At 58.6% G+C, this 16,390-nt stretch carries 19 protein-coding genes; 16 read left to right on the forward strand and 3 right to left on the reverse strand.

Annotation, left to right across the window (positions count from 1 at the left end; genetic code table 11):
- Positions 1-168: 168 nt before the first annotated feature.
- Positions 169-471 (forward strand): hypothetical protein, encoded by a 303-nt coding sequence (locus RLW41_RS19010; RefSeq protein WP_409563077.1) that lies wholly within the window; start codon positions 169-171, stop codon positions 469-471.
- Between the two features lie 35 nt (positions 472-506).
- Here the strand turns inward: RLW41_RS19010 and RLW41_RS19015 are convergent, their stop codons facing one another.
- Positions 507-794: a hypothetical protein gene (locus RLW41_RS19015; protein ID WP_013947296.1), complete on the reverse strand. Its 288-nt coding sequence runs from the start codon at positions 792-794 to the stop codon at positions 507-509.
- Between the two features lie 288 nt (positions 795-1,082).
- Between RLW41_RS19015 and RLW41_RS19020 the strand changes: the two genes are divergently transcribed.
- From RLW41_RS19020 to RLW41_RS19040, 5 genes are all read left to right on the forward strand, one after another.
- Entirely contained in the window at positions 1,083-1,988 is a 906-nt protein-coding gene (locus RLW41_RS19020) for an MBL fold metallo-hydrolase (RefSeq protein WP_414462485.1), read from the forward strand.
- Between the two features lie 10 nt (positions 1,989-1,998).
- Positions 1,999-2,958, forward strand: coding sequence for a LysR family transcriptional regulator (locus RLW41_RS19025; RefSeq protein ID WP_414462486.1), 960 nt, complete (start codon positions 1,999-2,001; stop codon positions 2,956-2,958).
- 92 nt (positions 2,959-3,050) lie between these two features.
- The gene (locus tag RLW41_RS19030) at positions 3,051-3,887 is read left to right on the forward strand and encodes a hypothetical protein (protein ID WP_414462487.1); all 837 of its coding nucleotides are present in this window, start codon (positions 3,051-3,053) and stop codon (positions 3,885-3,887) included.
- Entirely contained in the window at positions 3,887-4,957 is a 1,071-nt protein-coding gene (locus RLW41_RS19035) for a putative urea ABC transporter substrate-binding protein (RefSeq protein WP_414462488.1), read from the forward strand. Before RLW41_RS19030 ends, RLW41_RS19035 begins: the two co-directional genes overlap by 1 nt.
- 38 nt (positions 4,958-4,995) lie before the next feature.
- Positions 4,996-6,030 carry an isopenicillin N synthase family dioxygenase gene (locus RLW41_RS19040; protein ID WP_414462489.1) on the forward strand — a complete coding sequence of 345 codons (1,035 nt, stop codon included), beginning with the start codon at positions 4,996-4,998 and terminating at the stop codon, positions 6,028-6,030.
- 36 nt (positions 6,031-6,066) lie between these two features.
- On the opposite strand, the gene poxB is transcribed toward RLW41_RS19040, so the two are convergent.
- Both poxB and RLW41_RS19050 read right to left on the reverse strand, forming a co-directional pair.
- Positions 6,067-7,788, reverse strand: a complete 1,722-nt coding sequence (poxB, locus tag RLW41_RS19045; RefSeq protein WP_414462490.1) for a ubiquinone-dependent pyruvate dehydrogenase — start codon at positions 7,786-7,788, stop codon at positions 6,067-6,069.
- A gap of 108 nt (positions 7,789-7,896) precedes the next feature.
- The gene (locus tag RLW41_RS19050; RefSeq protein ID WP_414462491.1) at positions 7,897-8,799 is read right to left on the reverse strand and encodes a LysR family transcriptional regulator; all 903 of its coding nucleotides are present in this window, start codon (positions 8,797-8,799) and stop codon (positions 7,897-7,899) included.
- Positions 8,800-8,914: 115 nt separating this feature from the next.
- Here RLW41_RS19050 and RLW41_RS19055 point away from each other — a divergent pair, with 115 nt between their 5' ends.
- The 10 genes from RLW41_RS19055 (at position 8,915) to RLW41_RS19100 (ending at position 16,383) form a co-directional block, all read left to right on the forward strand.
- Entirely contained in the window at positions 8,915-9,781 is an 867-nt protein-coding gene (locus RLW41_RS19055) for an NmrA family NAD(P)-binding protein (protein ID WP_414462492.1), read from the forward strand.
- Between the two features lie 167 nt (positions 9,782-9,948).
- Entirely contained in the window at positions 9,949-10,374 is a 426-nt protein-coding gene (locus tag RLW41_RS19060; protein WP_414462493.1) for a VOC family protein, read from the forward strand.
- A 126-nt stretch (positions 10,375-10,500) separates the two neighbouring features.
- On the forward strand, positions 10,501-11,856 hold the full coding sequence (gene egtB / locus RLW41_RS19065; RefSeq protein WP_414462494.1) for an ergothioneine biosynthesis protein EgtB: 1,356 nt from the start codon (positions 10,501-10,503) through the stop codon (positions 11,854-11,856).
- Positions 11,856-12,821 carry an L-histidine N(alpha)-methyltransferase gene (gene egtD, locus RLW41_RS19070; protein WP_414462495.1) on the forward strand — a complete coding sequence of 322 codons (966 nt, stop codon included), beginning with the start codon at positions 11,856-11,858 and terminating at the stop codon, positions 12,819-12,821. Before egtB ends, egtD begins: the two co-directional genes overlap by 1 nt.
- 241 nt (positions 12,822-13,062) lie before the next feature.
- On the forward strand, positions 13,063-13,422 hold the full coding sequence (locus RLW41_RS19075) for a response regulator (RefSeq protein WP_409563089.1): 360 nt from the start codon (positions 13,063-13,065) through the stop codon (positions 13,420-13,422).
- A gap of 6 nt (positions 13,423-13,428) precedes the next feature.
- Entirely contained in the window at positions 13,429-13,845 is a 417-nt protein-coding gene (locus RLW41_RS19080; RefSeq protein WP_409563090.1) for a response regulator, read from the forward strand.
- A 187-nt stretch (positions 13,846-14,032) separates the two neighbouring features.
- Entirely contained in the window at positions 14,033-14,626 is a 594-nt protein-coding gene (locus tag RLW41_RS19085) for a hypothetical protein (protein WP_414462496.1), read from the forward strand.
- Between the two features lie 82 nt (positions 14,627-14,708).
- Positions 14,709-15,098, forward strand: coding sequence for a DUF2946 family protein (locus RLW41_RS19090; protein WP_409563092.1), 390 nt, complete (start codon positions 14,709-14,711; stop codon positions 15,096-15,098).
- Positions 15,099-15,239: 141 nt separating this feature from the next.
- Positions 15,240-15,776: a copper chaperone PCu(A)C gene (locus tag RLW41_RS19095; protein ID WP_414462497.1), complete on the forward strand. Its 537-nt coding sequence runs from the start codon at positions 15,240-15,242 to the stop codon at positions 15,774-15,776.
- 226 nt (positions 15,777-16,002) lie between these two features.
- Positions 16,003-16,383: a hypothetical protein gene (locus tag RLW41_RS19100; RefSeq protein WP_414462498.1), complete on the forward strand. Its 381-nt coding sequence runs from the start codon at positions 16,003-16,005 to the stop codon at positions 16,381-16,383.
- The last annotated feature ends 7 nt before the right edge of the window (positions 16,384-16,390 follow it).

The raw sequence follows: 16,390 nt of genomic DNA on the forward strand, positions 1-16,390 counted from the left end.
CTCGCCGCAACTGAACCACGTTCTTGGTCGAACGTGCAATTGCTGCGAGATCGCTGGCCGGGCGATCGGACATTGCCTATTTTAGGTGAAATTGGGCGGCTATAAGTTTGCTTTCGCAATCTCAAAACAAAACGTAAAAGTACGTCGTGTACGAATTCAGAGGGTATAATGGCCAAGTGGCGTCGACGTAGCGAACCGACTGAGACAGTCGAGCCGCGTCAGGTGACTTTCGATGTCCCGCGCTTCATGAAGCTTTGTGGCATGCTGGCTTCCCCCAACGAAGGCGAGCGTGCGTCAGCCGCAGCGAAAGCCTCGGAAATGCTGAAAGCGGCCAATCTGACCTGGAACGACGTCATCAAGGACGCCAAGACACTCAACGATCACATCGCGTTGGGTAATGCGCGGGAAGAGGAACAGCGGGCGCACCGGTTCTGGAAGACGAGCGGCTCTTCCGAACGCGCGAGAGCATAGCCCGCTGCAGCGCGCGCTGGCGTCCGGCCCTCTGTTTATCTTTCCGCCTCGAAGCCTTTGATGGCCCAAGCTGCGGCATGGCCGAATAGCCAGAGGGCAATCGGGGGCGCGAAGAGCAAAATCGGAACTTCGACGAAATCACCGCGCGTGGTGAGGCTGCCTTGTACGCCCTCAAGCAGCAGGTAGATCGTCCAGCCCATAATCCAGCCTGCCGAAACCAGGATCCAAACGCGAAACAGGCCGCGTTTCCAGTTGAGCGGGGGAGGGGTGTCCGCCCTCAAATCGTTAGCCGCGGCACGGCGCGGAATTCCAAAGTTCGGCATATCACCCTCCAGTCTCGAAAGACGCGGGCCGCGCCGATTCCGGCTGCGCTGCGTCCGTTCCCGCCGTTCGCCCTTGTCATCGCACAAGAGAGAAAGTGCGCTGGCGGCGCGGACGTTACCACGGCCCATCCCTCTCTTGCACGCCCTACCCTGGCATAGGGAAAGCGAGCGTGATTATGTCGCCGCGATGGCATCGGGCCGCCCGGCGGCCAGATGCTACACTTTCCCGCGGAAAGATACGGTCGGGACAGCCCTTCAGTCTCCAGCGGCGCAGGACGAGCGGTACCAATGGAACAATTGACGAAACTCTCGGTCTTGGATCTCGGCGAACATTTGCTCGGATTTTACGACGGGCGCATTTCGGGCGTGAGGTATTATTCGGACGCGCCGAATTGGCTCGATGACGGCGGGTTTGCGCTCGGCATTTGCAGCTATGCCGTCGTCGATGGGGCGAGTGCGGTCGTTTACGATACGCATCTGTCGATCGCGCATGCGCGGGACATTCGCAACATTCTGGAAGCGCGTGGAGTTCGGGACATTCGCATCGTGCTGAGCCACTGGCATCTGGATCATGTCGCCGGAAACGCCGTCTTCGATGATTGTGAGATCATAGCGTGTGCAAAGACCGCGCGTCTGTTGTCCGAACATAGGGCAACTATTGAGGCTGGAACGCACGATGGATTGCCGGCGATCGCGCCGCTGGTGATGCCGACAACGATTTTCTACGGCGGCTTGGATCTGACGTGTGGCAACGTTGGCATCGAATTACGTCCGCTCGACATCCACAGTAGCGACGGAGTGGCGATGTTCCTGCCCGGCGATAAGACTTTGCTGGTGGGCGATACGCTGGAAGACACGGTGACGTATGTCGTCGAGCCGGATCGTCTCGCTCAGCATCTGACTGATCTGGAGCGTATGTCGGCCTGGGATTTCTCGCGCATTCTGCCGAACCATGGCGCGAAGGAGCGGATCATGGGCGAGGGCTACGATCGGGGCCTGATCGGGGCGACGCAAACGTATGTCGAGCGACTTCTTCAGGCGCCCGACGACGAGAGGTTGGCTTCGGTCGCACTGTCAGATTTTATTCCTGAAGCGCTTGCTAGCGGAGCCGTCACGTTCTTCGAACCTTATGAGGCCGTCCATCGCGGGAATGTCGCGAAGGTCATGGCGCTTCGGCACGAAGCATCGGCGTAAGCGAGGACGGATGATGGCAAGCGGGCCGCGCATATCGAGGAAGGGGCAGCAATTCGCGCGCAATCTCGATTGGAACCTCGTGCGGCTCTTTCTCGATATCGTGCGTTCAGGGGGGATCAGCACGGCGGCGCGGACGCTGAACAAGCAACAACCGACGATCAGCGCCGGGCTGAAGCGGCTTGAAGATCATGTCGGTGCGCCGCTCTTTGTGCGTTCCGCACGCGGTGTCGCGCTGACGCCCGCCGGGCGGTCGCTTCTAAAATCCGCAGAAGAGATCGAAATTCTGATTTCCGGTATGCCGGGTGACGTCGCGCAGTCTTCGGGTCGACTGCAAGGCGTCGTAACGTTGCGCGTGATTTCGGATCTCGTCGCTCCGGCATTCGATCGGGCGATGTTGGCATTTCATCAGGTCAACCCGGAAGTCGAAATCCGTTTCGACATTTCACCGTGGCGTGACGTGGTTTTGTCGGTGAAGGACGGGAGCGCCGATATTGGCATCGCCTGTGATGCGGCGACCGGCATGGAGCTGCGCCATCGGCCATTGATGCGCGAATGGCAACAGCTTTATTGCGGCAAGGCGCATCCAGCCTTCGGTGCTGCGCCGGTTTCGCCGGAGAGCGTTGCCGACGAGACGTTCGTCTTGACCGGAGAAGATGAGCCGGCCGAGCTTGCCGCCTTCCGCCAACGCCATCGCTTAGGTGAACGCTCGGGCGGTTCCGCCGAAACGCTGCATGAAGTCAAACGGCTCATTCAGATCGGCATCGGCGTCGGCTTTCTACCGACGGTCGTCGCGGCCGAGGCCGTGGAGGCGGGCGAGCTTTGGCCGATGCTGCACCCGGACGTTCTGCCGACCTATCCGGTCTATCTCGTGACCCGGGACGAAAGCCTCAGCCCGCCCGCGCGGGCGCTTCTCGACATGATCGAAATGCACGTAAAAGACGCCGATCCGGATGGTTCGGACGAGGCATAGAGCCATAGATCAAATCTATGGCTCGTATCTGCACTCAACGGCTTCTGAGGCTCGGTCTTCGATGACAGTCTTTTGTCATCGGAGATACGCAGATGGTCGAAATCAAAGATACGCTTGGTCTGTGGGAGCGCTCGCTCATTGCGTGGCCTGACGGGCGAGAGGATCGCACCACGTTCGTCGCGTGGCTCCAGGGACCGACGTTGTTTGCGGATCTCAGGCAACCGCCCGATCGCCCGTCGTTTGACGGCGTCTCCTGTCTTAACCATCTCGACGCCCAGCATTTCGAGTGGCTTACACGGCAGGAAGGATTTGCCGGGATTTTCGTCCTTTCAGGCGACGCCTTCGAATGGCGTCGTGCGATTGATTTTCAGTGCCCGAGCGACGCGGCAGACGCTGGCTATCTTTCGTTCGCAGACGGCGTCCTGATCGAGCGCGGCCGGGACACCCCTTACATTGAGCATTGGCATCACACGTCGCCGAACCTCAATCCGCACTTCGCCATTCGGATGCGCGATGAAACCGGCATCGACGGTTTTCTCGTCAGGGTCGGCGAAATCTTCATGTATGTGCGAAACCGCGCGGTTGTGCTGCCGCACGGTGGTTCGCTGACCGATCTTGTCAAGACGTCATCGCCGGATGCTGCCAGGGCGATGCTCGATTGCGAAATTTCGCTCGGCCGCGTGCGCGACGGGAAGTGGATGATCGGGCGATCAAGTCTGCCGTTCCGTATCGGCACCGATCTCGCACCTGAAGGCTATGGCGACGGAAGCGGCTTGACCATTCACGACGTGTCTTCGGCAGGTGAGCCGTTTGCACGGCGATGGACGATTGCCGACCTCGATGTCGGCGCGCAACAACAAAATATTCCAGGGCAAGGACACGACGAAGGAGCGCTTTCCATTTTCCGCTCGATGACAGGGAGTGCCTGATGGCCATGCGTTCAATGCTTCGACTCGTTCTTTGTACGGTCGCTGTTCTTTTTGCGGCGTCCATGAACCCGGCACGCGCTGCCGAGCCGACATTCAAAGTCGCTTGGTCGATCTATACGGGATATATGCCGTGGCCCTACGCACAGCACGCTGGGATCTTGCAGAAATGGGCCAAGAAATACGGCATCAACATCGAGTTGGTGCAGGTTAACGACTATATCGAGTCGATCAATCAATACACGGGCGGCAAGGTCGACGCCGTCGCGGCGACAACGATGGACGCGCTGACCATCCCAGCGGTCGGCGGTGTCGATACGACCATTCCGATCCTCGGTGATTATTCGAACGGCAATGACGGCATCGTGTTGAAGGGTGCGAACAAGACGTTCGCCGATCTCAAGGGCAAGCGGATCAATCTCGTTCAGTACTCGGTTTCGCACTACATGCTGGCGCGGGCGTTCGAAACGCACGGCATGGATCTCAAGGACGCCAAGCTGCAGAACATTTCCGATGCCGATTTCGTAGCGGCCTTCCAGACCGATGATGTGGATGCGGTCGTCGCATGGAACCCTGCCTTCATACAGCTGAAGAAATTGCCGAATGTCAGCGTCGTCTATCAATCTTCAGAGATGCCAGGTGAACTGGTCGATGCGCTGCTCGTCAACACCCAAACGCTGAAAGAGCATCCCGAACTCGGGAAGGCGCTGACGGGGGCGTGGTTCGAGACGCTCGCCGTCATCAAGGCGAACGACGAGAAGAGCAAGGAAGCCCGCAAGTTCATGGCTGATCTTTCGGGAACGACGGTCGACAGCCTCAATTCGCAGATCGAGACGACGGCGTTCTATTACGATCCCGCAGCTGGTGCGGCGTCGGTCCGGTCACCCGATATGGTCAAGGCCATGGACCTTGTCCGCACGTTCTGTTTCGATCAGCAGCTGATGGGAACCGGCGCCAAGTCGAAGGACGCGATCGGCATCGCGCTTCCCGGCAAGACGCTCGGCGATGCATCGAATGTCAAGCTGCGGCTCGACGATACATACATGCAGCTTTTGGCTGACAAGAAGCTCTGAAAATAATTGGCGTGGTCGCTAGCTTTAAGAGGAAAGAGATGAGCACGGCAGGTAACTTCTCGAGTATTCCGATCGTCGATGTCACCAAGCTTCGTACGGGCACGCCCGCTGAGCAGATGATGGTTGCGGAAGAGCTTGGCAATGCGGCCCGCAACGTCGGCTTCGTCTACGTCACCGGTGGTGGCGTAGATGAGGCCCTCTTCGAGAGCGTTCTCGATGCGACCAAGCGCTTCTTCGCGCTGCCTTACGAAGAGAAGATGAAGGTCTATATCGGCAATTCGCGCAATCATCGCGGCTACGTTCCTGAAGGTGAAGAAGTCTTCGCCTCAGGTTCGAAGGACAAGAAAGAGGCCTACGACCTCTCGATCGATTTGCCCTCCGACGATCCGGATTACGTCGCCGGTAATCCGCTGCTCGGGCCAAATCAATGGCCCGAACTGCCGGGCTTTGCGAAGGCGGTCGACGACTACTACAGCGCCGTTTTCGCACTCGGTCGCGTGCTGCTGCGCGGATTTGCGATGGCGATCGGTGAGGAGCCGACGTTCTTCGATCAATACGTGACCAAGCCGCCGAGCCAGTTGCGCTTGATCCATTATCCCTTCGACTCGAGTGCTGAAGACCGTCCGGGCATCGGTGCGCACACGGATTACGAATGTTTCACGCTGCTGAGGGCGACGTGTCCCGGCCTTGAGGTGATGAACGGCAAGGGCGAGTGGATCGATGCGCCGCCGGTTCCGGGTGCTTACGTCGTGAACATCGGCGACATGATGGAGATCTGGACGAACGGCGAATTTGCAGCCACGTCGCACCGCGTGCGCAAGGTGCCGGCAGAGCGCTATTCGTTCCCGCTGTTCTTTGCTGCCGACTACGACACGGTCGTCGCGCCGCTGCCGCGTTATGTTGCGGGCGACGTGCCACAGAAGCAGTCGCTCAAGGCGGGCGAGCATCTCTTCGCGCAGACGATGCAGAGCTTCACGTATCTGAAGGAGCGCCGGGCGCGCGGCGAAATCACATTGCCCGAGGGATCGGCGCCATTGTCGTCGTTTGGGCAGGAAGCGCGTCAGAAATACTGATCGTGACGCGCTTCCTGTGTTTTGGGGGGGCAGCGGCTAGCGGGTGATGTTGACCTTCGCAAGGTCGATCAACTGCTTGGCGCGGCCGTCCAGAACAGCTTTGAGCATGAACATGCTGAAGTGCGTCGCTTCGGCGAGCGTCGCCTTTGGCGGCATGATCATTTCCTGACGAGCGCTGACGACATCGACGAGTGCGGGGCCGTCATGATTGAAGGCCTCGGTTATCGCACTGCGTAAATCCTGCGGGCGCTCGACGCGGATGCCTTTGACGCCCATCGCGCGTGCGGTTGCGGCGAAGTCAGGGTTCTGCAAATCGCAGCCGGTATCGGGAAAGCCCGCGGCTTTCATCTCGATCTCGACGAAGCCAAGCGTGCCGTTATTCAGCACGATGACTTTTACCGGCAATTTACTCTGGATCAGAGTGATGAAGTCGCCCATCATCATCGTGTAACCTCCGTCGCCGGACAGCGATACAACCTGGCGCTTCGGGAACGCCGATTGCGCACCGATGGCTTGCAGCATGGCGTTGGCCATCGAGCCATGATTGAACGAGCCCAACAGACGGCGCTTTCCATTCATCTTGAGGTAGCGTGCTGCCCAAGCGGTCGGCGTGCCCACATCGCAGGTAAAAATCGCGTCGTCGGCTGCGACTTCGCTCACGACGCGCGTGACGAATTGCGGATGGATGATCGTACTCTTCTCGTTTTCGTCGGCGAGGGCGTCGAGATCGCGGCGGGCCGTTTTATAGCTTTCGATCGCATCATCGAGATGTTTGCGGTCGTCATGGACGGTGAGCTTAGGCAGCAGCGTTTTAATTGTTTCCTTGAGGTCGCCGAGGAGGCCGATCTCGATTGGTGTGCGATTGCCGAGTGCTTCCGGGCGAATGTCGATCTGAGCAACACGAGCGTGGTGAGGGAGGAACTGGCGGTAGGGAAAGTCCGTGCCGAGCATCAGGAGCGTGTCGCAGCTTTCCATCGCGAAATACCCCGACGTGAAGCCGAGGAAGCCGGTCATTCCGACATCGTAGGGATTATCGTATTCGATGTATTCCTTGCCGCGCAGGGCGTGCACGATGGGGGCTTTGAGGCGTTCGGCTAGTTGAATGACTTCGTCGTGCGCGTCAGCGCAACCCGCGCCGCAGAGCAGCGTGATTTTCGAAGAGCCGTTGAGGAGCTTGCCCAAGCTTTCGATATCCGACGGGTTGGGAAGCACCACGGGCGGCTTCGGTGAGGTCCACTTTGGTGCCGGAGTAGCGAGCGGCATGAGGGCGATGTCGCCGGGCAGCACCACAACCGCAACGCCTTTTTTGGCGACGGCAACGCGCATGGCGCGTTCGAGGATTTGAGGTAACTGGTTCGGGTTCGAGACGAGTTCGACGAAGTGGCTGCATTCCCTGAAGAGGATCTCGGGATGCGTGGCTTGGAAATAATCGATGCCAAGCTCGCTACTGGGCAGGTGCGCGGCGATGGCCAGCACGGGTACGCGGCTGCGATGACAATCGTAGAGGCCGTTGATGAGATGCAGGTTGCCTGGACCACAGCTGCCGCAGCAAGCGGTGAGCTCACCCGTCAGCTGGGCTTCGGCACCCGCCGCAAATGCTGCCGCTTCTTCGTGGCGCATGTGCACCCATTCGATGGTGCCGTGGCGGCGGAGAGAATCCGTGAAGCCGTTGAGGGAATCTCCGACCACGCCGTAGACGCGCTTGATGCCGGCCTGCTGCAATGTCTCGGTCAGAAAGTCCGCCGCAATTCGTGCCATTCTTCACCTCCGGAGATTTCGGCATCAGTTGGGATCGTCGAAGACAAGCGATCGGCGATTAACGTGGCGTTGCATTTGGAAGGCTCTTTCACGACGAGCGCCGACTCGTCAACGAACTGCCTTCACGATGTAGTCTACGAAGGCGCGCACCTTCGCTGCTGGATGGTGACGTGAGGGGTAGTAGGCATTTAGCGGAAAGCGCTCATCGGCCCAATCAGGGAAAAGTTCGATCAGCTTACCGCTTTTAATGTGATCTTTGGCGACGACGGCAAAGACCTGTGCGATGCCGGTTCCTGCGAGGCATTCGGTCAACATTGTTGATGCATCGCCTAGCAATAAGCGGCTTTTCGTTTTCACGGTTTGAATCTTGCGCCCTTTGTGAAATTCCCAGTCGAAGGGCTGCCGCGTGATCGGATCGCGGTAGTCGATACAGGCATGGCCAGCAGCAAGATCGCTTGGCGTTCGAGGACGGCCGCGGCGTTTCAGATAGCTCGGAGCTGCAACCGTAATCACCTGAAGGTTCACGAGCTTGCGTACAATTAGAGATGAATCGGGAAGATCTCCGAAGCGAACCGCAACATCGATCCCGTCGGCAACGAGATCGCCGATTTGTTCGCGTGTCACACAATCGAGCGACAAGTCGGGATAGAGGTCGAGGAATTTACCGAGCCGTCCCGGCAAGATGAGTTGCGAAACGACGGGATCGATGTTCACGCGCAGGCGGCCGCGCACGACGTTTGCAGAGCCCGATGCGATAGTCGCTGCGTCCTCGATGTTGGCGAGGCTCGGTTTCACCTGCTCGTAGAACCGACGCCCCTCGTCAGTGAGGGAGACAGATCGCGTCGTGCGGTCCAGGAGGCGAGCGCCAATGCGCGCTTCAAGGCGCGATACGGCACGGCTGACGCCCGATGTTGTGATACCGAGCGCGTCTGCTGCGCGGGCGAAGCTACCGCCTTCGACGACTGCGGCCAGGACCGATACGCCTGAAAGCAAGCGTCCGTCGAACGGCATCGTCACCTCTGTCCGTTGATTTTCAATCAACAATATGTGGACAAAAGCGCACTTCAGTCAACGACCTGCCGCATGAGATCTTGTGTGCGGGTTATTCGATCTGGAGCCAAGAGCTATGTATGCAATCACCGGAATTACCGGGCAAGTCGGCGGCGCGATGGCGCAAGCGTTGCTTGATGCGGGGCAGCCTGTTCGGGCCGTCGTGCGAAAAGCCGAAAAAGGTGCTGCGTGGCTCGAAAAAGGGTGCGATATCGCGATCGCGACGATGGAAGATGCCGACGCGCTCGCCAAAGCCTTCATGGGTGCGGAAGGTATTTTCATTCTGCCGCCCAACGTGTTCGATCCGTCTCCCGGCTTTCCCGAGGCGCGTGCGGTTATCTCTGCCGTAATGCAAGCGTTGAATGCGGCGCGTCCTTCTCACGTCGTCTGTCTCTCAACGATCGGTGCACAAGCGCGGCAGCCCAATCTGCTCACGCAGCGAACGTTGATGGAAGAGGCGTTGAGCGCGCTGCCGATGCCTGTAACCTTTCTGCGGCCGGCGTGGTTCATGGAGAACTTCGCCTGGGATATCGCCGAGGCGAGAGACAGGGGTGTCTTCAAGTCCTTTTTGCAACCACTCGATAAGCCCGTTCCGATGATAGCAACCGTCGATATTGGCCGGCTGGCGGCGAAGCTCATCCGAGAGCACTGGGAAGGCCGTCGAATTGTCGAGCTCGAAGCGGAACGACGCTACAGCCCCAACGACGTCGCAGCAGCATTTGCGAGCATTCTGGGGCGGCCTGTTCGCGCAGAAGCCGTGCCGCGAGAGACATGGGGCCCTCTCTTCACATCGCAAGGCATGAAGGACCCGATACCACGGATGCAGATGCTCGATGGTTTCAACGAGGGCTGGATCCAGTTTGAGGGCAAACCGTTAAGCATAGAGAAGGGCCCAACAGCTCTGTCCAAGGTGCTGGCCGGGTTGATCTCTGCAGTCGGCTGAAGCGGTTCAGACCCAATATTTAGGAAATTGGGCCTGCCTTCGGTCGCTAGGCAGGCCATTCGCGACGGCGGTGTTGTTATTTGGAACCCGAGCGTGTCTTTCGCGTTCAGCAGGCATAGTTTAGCGGGGTGGACGCATGTCCGGGCTCTCGATGCGGGAATGACGGAATGGCGCGGTTTGTCGGGATCGATCATATTTCGGTGCGTGTGAGCGATTTTGCCCGCTCCAAGTCTTTCTATAGCGGGCTGTTCGATTTTCTCGGGCTGGATGTGCTCGACGAATATGAAGACGCTATGGGGTGGACCAACGGAAAAACGCGGTATTGGATCGGGCAAGCGGATGCCAAGGGTGCTACCCATAAGCACCGGACAGGAGATGTCGGTCTCCATCATTATGCGTTTGAACTCCGGAGCCGGAAGGATGTCGATGACCTTCAAGACTATTTACGGCGCCACCATGTAACGATCGTGGACCCGGCTGACGTATATTACGACGACTATTATGCCCTTTTTTTCCTCGATCCCGACGGCATTAAGCTCGAGGGCATGAAATACGGCGAAGAGAAAGAGAAGAAACGCAAGAGGAATACGTGAGCGTCAATTCGTAACGACAGCCTTCTATTGACGCTGCAATCTTGGAACCAATTTGTGTGGCGACGCGTTTCGGACGACCAAATCCGGAACGAGGGGCCGCACGTATGTGCTAGGGGATGGGACATCATGCCATTCACGCCGAACCATGCCAGCTTCGACCGACCAGATAGCCAAGGCAGTGGCTTCGCATCGGCATCGCCGAAGCGTGGCCAGGAGAGCGGGACAACCGGAACAAGTCTCGATGGACGCCTGTTCGATACACGCAACCATTCTTTAAAGCTCGCCGAGCCTCTGTCGCCGGAGGATATGACCGTTCAGGCTTCGGACGACGCCAGTCCGACGAAATGGCATTTGGCGCACGTGACGTGGTTCTTCGAAAACTTCGTGCTCGCGCCGCATCTCGACGGCTATCGCATCTTCGACGACGACTTCAATTATTGCTTCAACTCTTATTATGAGGCGCTTGGGCCGAGGCATCCGAGGGCGCGCCGCGGGTTGCTGACCCGACCTTCTGCTGAGCGCGTTCTAGCGTATCGCCAGCACGTCGATGAAGCGCTTCAGCGCCTTCTTGCCAGGGACGACGCGCAAAACGGCGAGATTGCCCGACTTCTCGAAATAGGGATCAACCACGAGCAACAGCATCAGGAGCTGTTGCTTACCGATATTCTTGCTCTCTTTGCAGCAAATCCGTTGCATCCGGCCTATCAAGCGGGGCCTACGCAAACCGATGCCAAGGCGCCCGATGCGCTGGGGTGGCTCGACATTGACGGCGGTATAATTTCGATCGGACACGGTGGCGAGGGGTATAGCTGGGACAACGAGCTTCCGGCTCATGATGCGCTCGTTCGGCCATTCAAGCTCGCGGATCGGCTTGTTTCGAATGCCGAATGGCTGGCATTCATCGAAGATGGTGGCTACCAGACCGCATCGCTCTGGCTTGCTGACGGCTGGATGACCGTCAATCGCGAGGCGTGGGACAGTCCGCTCTATTGGCACAAGACGGATGCAGGTTGGGCGCAGATGTCGCTGCAGGGTTTGCGGCCGGTCGTGCCCGCTGAGCCCGTCGCGCATGTGTCATATTACGAAGCGGATGCCTTTGCGCGCTGGGCTGGCAAGCGACTGCCGACCGAGTTCGAATGGGAGGCCGTTGCGCGTGCGCATCCCGAGATGCCGGCACGAAATGCGGATGTCTATCGTCCGTGTGCGGCGGATCCGGTCGGAAACGGCGCGTCGCCGCCGCGGCAACTCTTCGGTGAGGTCTGGCAGTGGACCGCGAGTGCTTATCTCGCGTATCCGGGCTATCGGCCTCCAGAGGGAGCGATCGGTGAATACAACGGCAAGTTCATGGTCGGTCAGCACGTGCTGCGCGGCTCGTCCTGCGTGACGCCCGCCGGGCACTCGCGGCCGACCTATCGCAATTTCTTCTATCCTCATCAGCGCTGGCAGTACCTCGGCTTGCGCCTGGCAGCGGAGATCGATTGATGCGCTACATTCCGACCCTTGAACGGTCGCCGACAGACGTTTCGAAAGCCGACGGAGAATTTGCCAGTGCGGTGATCGAGGGGCTGTCGCTCCTTCAAAAGGAGCTTCCGTGCCGTTATTTCTACGACGCGCGGGGGAGCTTGCTGTTTGAGGAAATCACGCGTCTTCCCGAATACTATCCGACTCGAACGGAAGCGCAGATTCTCCGGGTTGCAGCCTGCGATCTCGTGGCCGATTTTTCGGACGGCAATCTCTTTGTCGAATTCGGCTCGGGTTCGAGCTTGAAAACTGAGATCCTGCTGGATTGTGTCGATGCTGATATCGTCTACGTGCCTATCGACGTATCGGAAACGGCATTGGCAGATGCGGTGGTGCGTCTTGCTCTGCGCTATCCGTCGCTCGAAGTACGGCCGCTGGTGGCAAATTTTTCCGAGATGAAAGGTCTGCCACGCGATCTTTCCGGGCGTCGCGCGGTTGGCTTTTTCCCAGGCTCGACGATTGGCAATTTGGCGCCGGAGGAGGCCGAGGGGCTGCTCGCTGGCTTTAAGCGTGTTCTGGGCAAGGGCGGACGGCTGATCATCGGCGTCGATCTGAAGAAGGACGAGCAGACGCTCACCCGCGCTTATGACGACGATGCAGGTGTTACGGCGGCTTTCAATTTGAATTTGCTGTCACGCATCAACCGCGAGCTTGGTGGCACGTTTGATCTGAGCGCATTTAGGCATCGTGCCATCTATAATTCGGCTGCGGGCCGGATCGAGATGCACGTCGTCAGCGATCGTGCGCAAGACGTTCGCGTGTGCGGAAGGGTGTTTCGTTTTCGCGAAGGCGAGAGCATTCACACCGAAAATTCGTACAAGTATACCGTCCCGGAATTTCGCGATCTGGCTGTACGTGCCGGCTGGCAGGCAGATCGCGTATGGACCGACGAAGGCAATCGTTTCAGCGTGCACGAACTCGTCTGACCGTCAGGCAGAAATTTGCTGCACTGCCAATGCTCTCGTCTTCCATTGCCGACGTTTGGAGAATGAAGGCGGGCGCGGACTTGCGTCTTCGGAGCGCGACGTATAATCGGAGATCAGCGGCCTGGATCGGGAACTAATACGGGCCTGAGCCATTTAGTGTCGCATGGGGGAAGGGAGACACAAAATCGAACCGGCGCCTGCAGGAAAGGGCCAGGTCCTGGCACAGCGTTCGATATTGGTCGTGGAAGACGAAGTTCTTATCCGGCTGCATCTGGCGGAGGAGCTTCGAGATTCCGGATACAACGTCATCGAAGCCGCCAGCGGGGATGAGGCGATAACGCTGTTGTCGAGCGTCGACGACATCGGCTTGCTGTTGACCGATATTCGCATGCCTGGCAATGTCGATGGTATAGCGCTGGCCAACTGGACACGCAGTCAGTTCCCTTCGATCAAAATCGTTCTCATTTCGACGGAAATTCGTGCTGGAAGCCCGGTCGAATTCGATGCCTGTTTTACGAAACCGGTGCGTTTCGTCGAGTTGATCCAATGCGTTCGAAAGTTGCTTCCCGAGACGGAACAGGGCCATTCCCACGATCGTTAGTGGGGAGTGATTGAACAAGCTACCAAACAGGAAACTCTTGCGACGGTTCTCGTCGTCGAAGGTGCCGTGCTCGTGCGGATGGCGATTGCGGGATACCTTCGTGAGTGCGGATACCGCGTCATTGAGGCGTCGACGAGCGATGAAGCGCTGCTTGTGCTTGATCGCAGCCGCATTCGGGTTGACGTAATTTTCAGTGCCGTCGATGTTTCGGGGGCGTTTGATGGGTTCGCGTTGACCCGGTGGGTGCGGACCAACCATCCTCAGACCAAAATCGTAATGGCAGGTTCTCCCAAGAGCGCATCCGCTGCGGCCGGAAAGCTTTGCGAAGAGGGGCCGCATCTCAAAAAACCGTATGAGCCACAGGCCGTCGAAGACTATATTCGCCGTTTGCTTGCGCTTGCGCAATCGACGGAGCCGCAGTGAGCGTAAAGGCTTGAGCCACCGTTAATAAATTGGCCGCGTTGCATTTCTTGCTATCGCGTGTTGCTATCGGCTGGTGACGAACGAGGTGGCATCGGCCGTGGTTCAGACCAGTTGCATTGTTAGCACGCTCGCGCTCCCGAAAGCGTCGCGGTATGCCCGATCGTGGGCTGCAGGATTGTCCGTCTTTTTGGCTACCGTCGGTCTGATACTCGTGGCCACTTGCCCGGCAGAGGCGCACCATACCCGCAAGAGCACGGACAAAACTTCTGGTATCTCGATCCCGAATCTTACGCACGGACAGTTGCACGTTCTGACGCGGTATCAGTCGGCAATCATGAGCCTTGCGAACCGCCAAGTCCGGCCAAGCCTCGAAGCTCGAACGCTCCAGAATTTCGTTAACCTGCAGTTGGCGTACTGCCTCTGGGGCTTGGTGCCGGGAAGCATTTCCGACGAGGCCAGCCCGTTCAACGAGTGCTCGCACGCATATCTTGCCGCGACCAAGTTGCTTTTGGAGCGGCTTCAGCGGGCGGACGACACGCGCGCGAAGGCCGACGCGTTAGCTGACCAGATCAATCTCGCGATGCTGGAAGATGCGACCGCGCTCGAAATTTGCAGCAACAGCTTTGAGCCTTTTAACACGGCGCAGATCATCATGCCGATGTGGGCCGATATGACCTTCAATCCGCTCGGAATCCTGCTCGGCTGCTTTATCTTTGGAGCATCGGCCGGCGGCTTGGCGATGGCTCGTGGCGGCCGTCGGCCAGCTCGGAGCGCGAAGTGATCGCAGGTGGATGCGTCCGGTTTTTCGGCTCGGCGTATTCCAGGCATTGATTAATCGGCGCGCAAATGCTGCTAGTAGCGGCATGACGATACGACGTATCCAGCGGTTTCGAGTGCTCGTCGGCGCCTTTGCCATCCTGGGCGCTGCTTTGAACGCGTGGGTTCTAGCGGTCCACATCACATCTGTCGCGCTGACGTCGATGCGAGCCAATGGCGGCGCGATCGTCATTTGCGGCCAGAGTGGAACCAGGACAGCCCCCTGGTCCGACGACGGTAAGTCGGTCCCTCGGAGGCATTGCCCCATCTGCTCAGGCTTGGCGGCGCTACACTTTGGCGTTTTAAGCGATCCAGGTCTCGATGTTCCTCTGCGCGCCACATCAATGCGCGTCGTCTCGGAGACGGCAGTGGCGCACGTTCTCGACCGCCGGCCCGACCGGCTTCTCAATCGCGGTCCGCCACCGCTGCGTGCCTGAGCGTCCGAGCGTTCGGCAGACATCAAGCACTACGCGCGCAAGACTGTCGCCAAAGTGTGCCGGCCTCGTATCGCTGCCCCTAAGGGTCTGGCGGATACAGCGCGTCCAAACTCAAACATTTACATTCGCATTGGAGAACTCATGAAACGGTTGATTATGGCGTTGGCGGTTGTGGTTGCGTGCAGCACGCCCGGAATGGCGCACAAGTTCGAAAAGGACGGCATTGCGATCAAGCATCCGTGGACGCGCGCGACGGCACCTGGCGCCGCGGTGGGCGTCGGTTATCTGACGATCACCAACACCGGCAAAGAACCCGATACGATGACGGGCGGGACATTCGAGGGCGCAGGCAACGTCGAAATTCACGAGATGAAGATGGACGGCGACAAGATGCTGATGCGTCAGCTGAAGGATGGTCTGGAGATCAAGCCCGGCGAGACGGTCAAGTTCAGCCCTGGTGGCTATCATCTCATGTTTACGGGGTTGAAGACGCCGATTGCTCAGGGACCCAACATCAAGGGCTCACTCACCTTTAAAAATGCAGGCACGATCGATGTGACCTACAAAGTGGAATCGATCGGTGCAATGACGAGTGGTGACGGAGATCACGGTGCCATGAAAATGGACGGCACGATGAAGATGGACGACACTGATATGAAGCACGAGCACGCGCAGTAATACTGACGCGTGTCAGTTTTCGTGACTTGGCAAGTTTGCGATCGGACAGCGGCGATGTCGGCCCGTTGCTGTCCGAACGATTGTCGTAGGCTAGCGTTTTCGATCTCGCAAAATCCGAGCTGCGATCTCGAGTTTATTTTCATTCGCAAAATCGATCAAATTGACGGTGCAGTCGCGACGTTTGAGCGCTTGACTTAAACCTCACCGGGTTGTGAACGTCGCCGTCATGGGCGGGCTTCGTCGCAATGACCTGACGCGCGGATTGCTGTTTGCACTCTATGTGCTCGCAGCGGCGACGTTTGGCTTTGCGCATAAACCGATCACGCCTGCGTCGAATGTCGACCTCGCCGCGTACGCGTTGCCTGATGGCTCGCTTCCTTTCGTTTGCGGAGGAGGCAAGGGCGTGCCGGGCGGTAAGCATGCCTGCTCGGCGTGTGCAGCATGTCTGTTGTCGGCTGCGCCGGGACTCATCAACGAGCACGACAGGCTGCTATCTGTCGCTCAACGCTTTGTCGTTGATGCGTGGCCTGATGGTTATCGCGCCAATGTCGGCACCGATTGGCCGCCGAACTTCCGTTCGCGGGCGCCTCCTTATCCTGATGTCTAATTGCTAA

Origin of the sequence: Hyphomicrobium sp. DY-1 (assembly GCF_047497105.1) — a bacterium.
Taxonomy (GTDB): domain Bacteria; phylum Pseudomonadota; class Alphaproteobacteria; order Rhizobiales; family Hyphomicrobiaceae; genus Hyphomicrobium_B.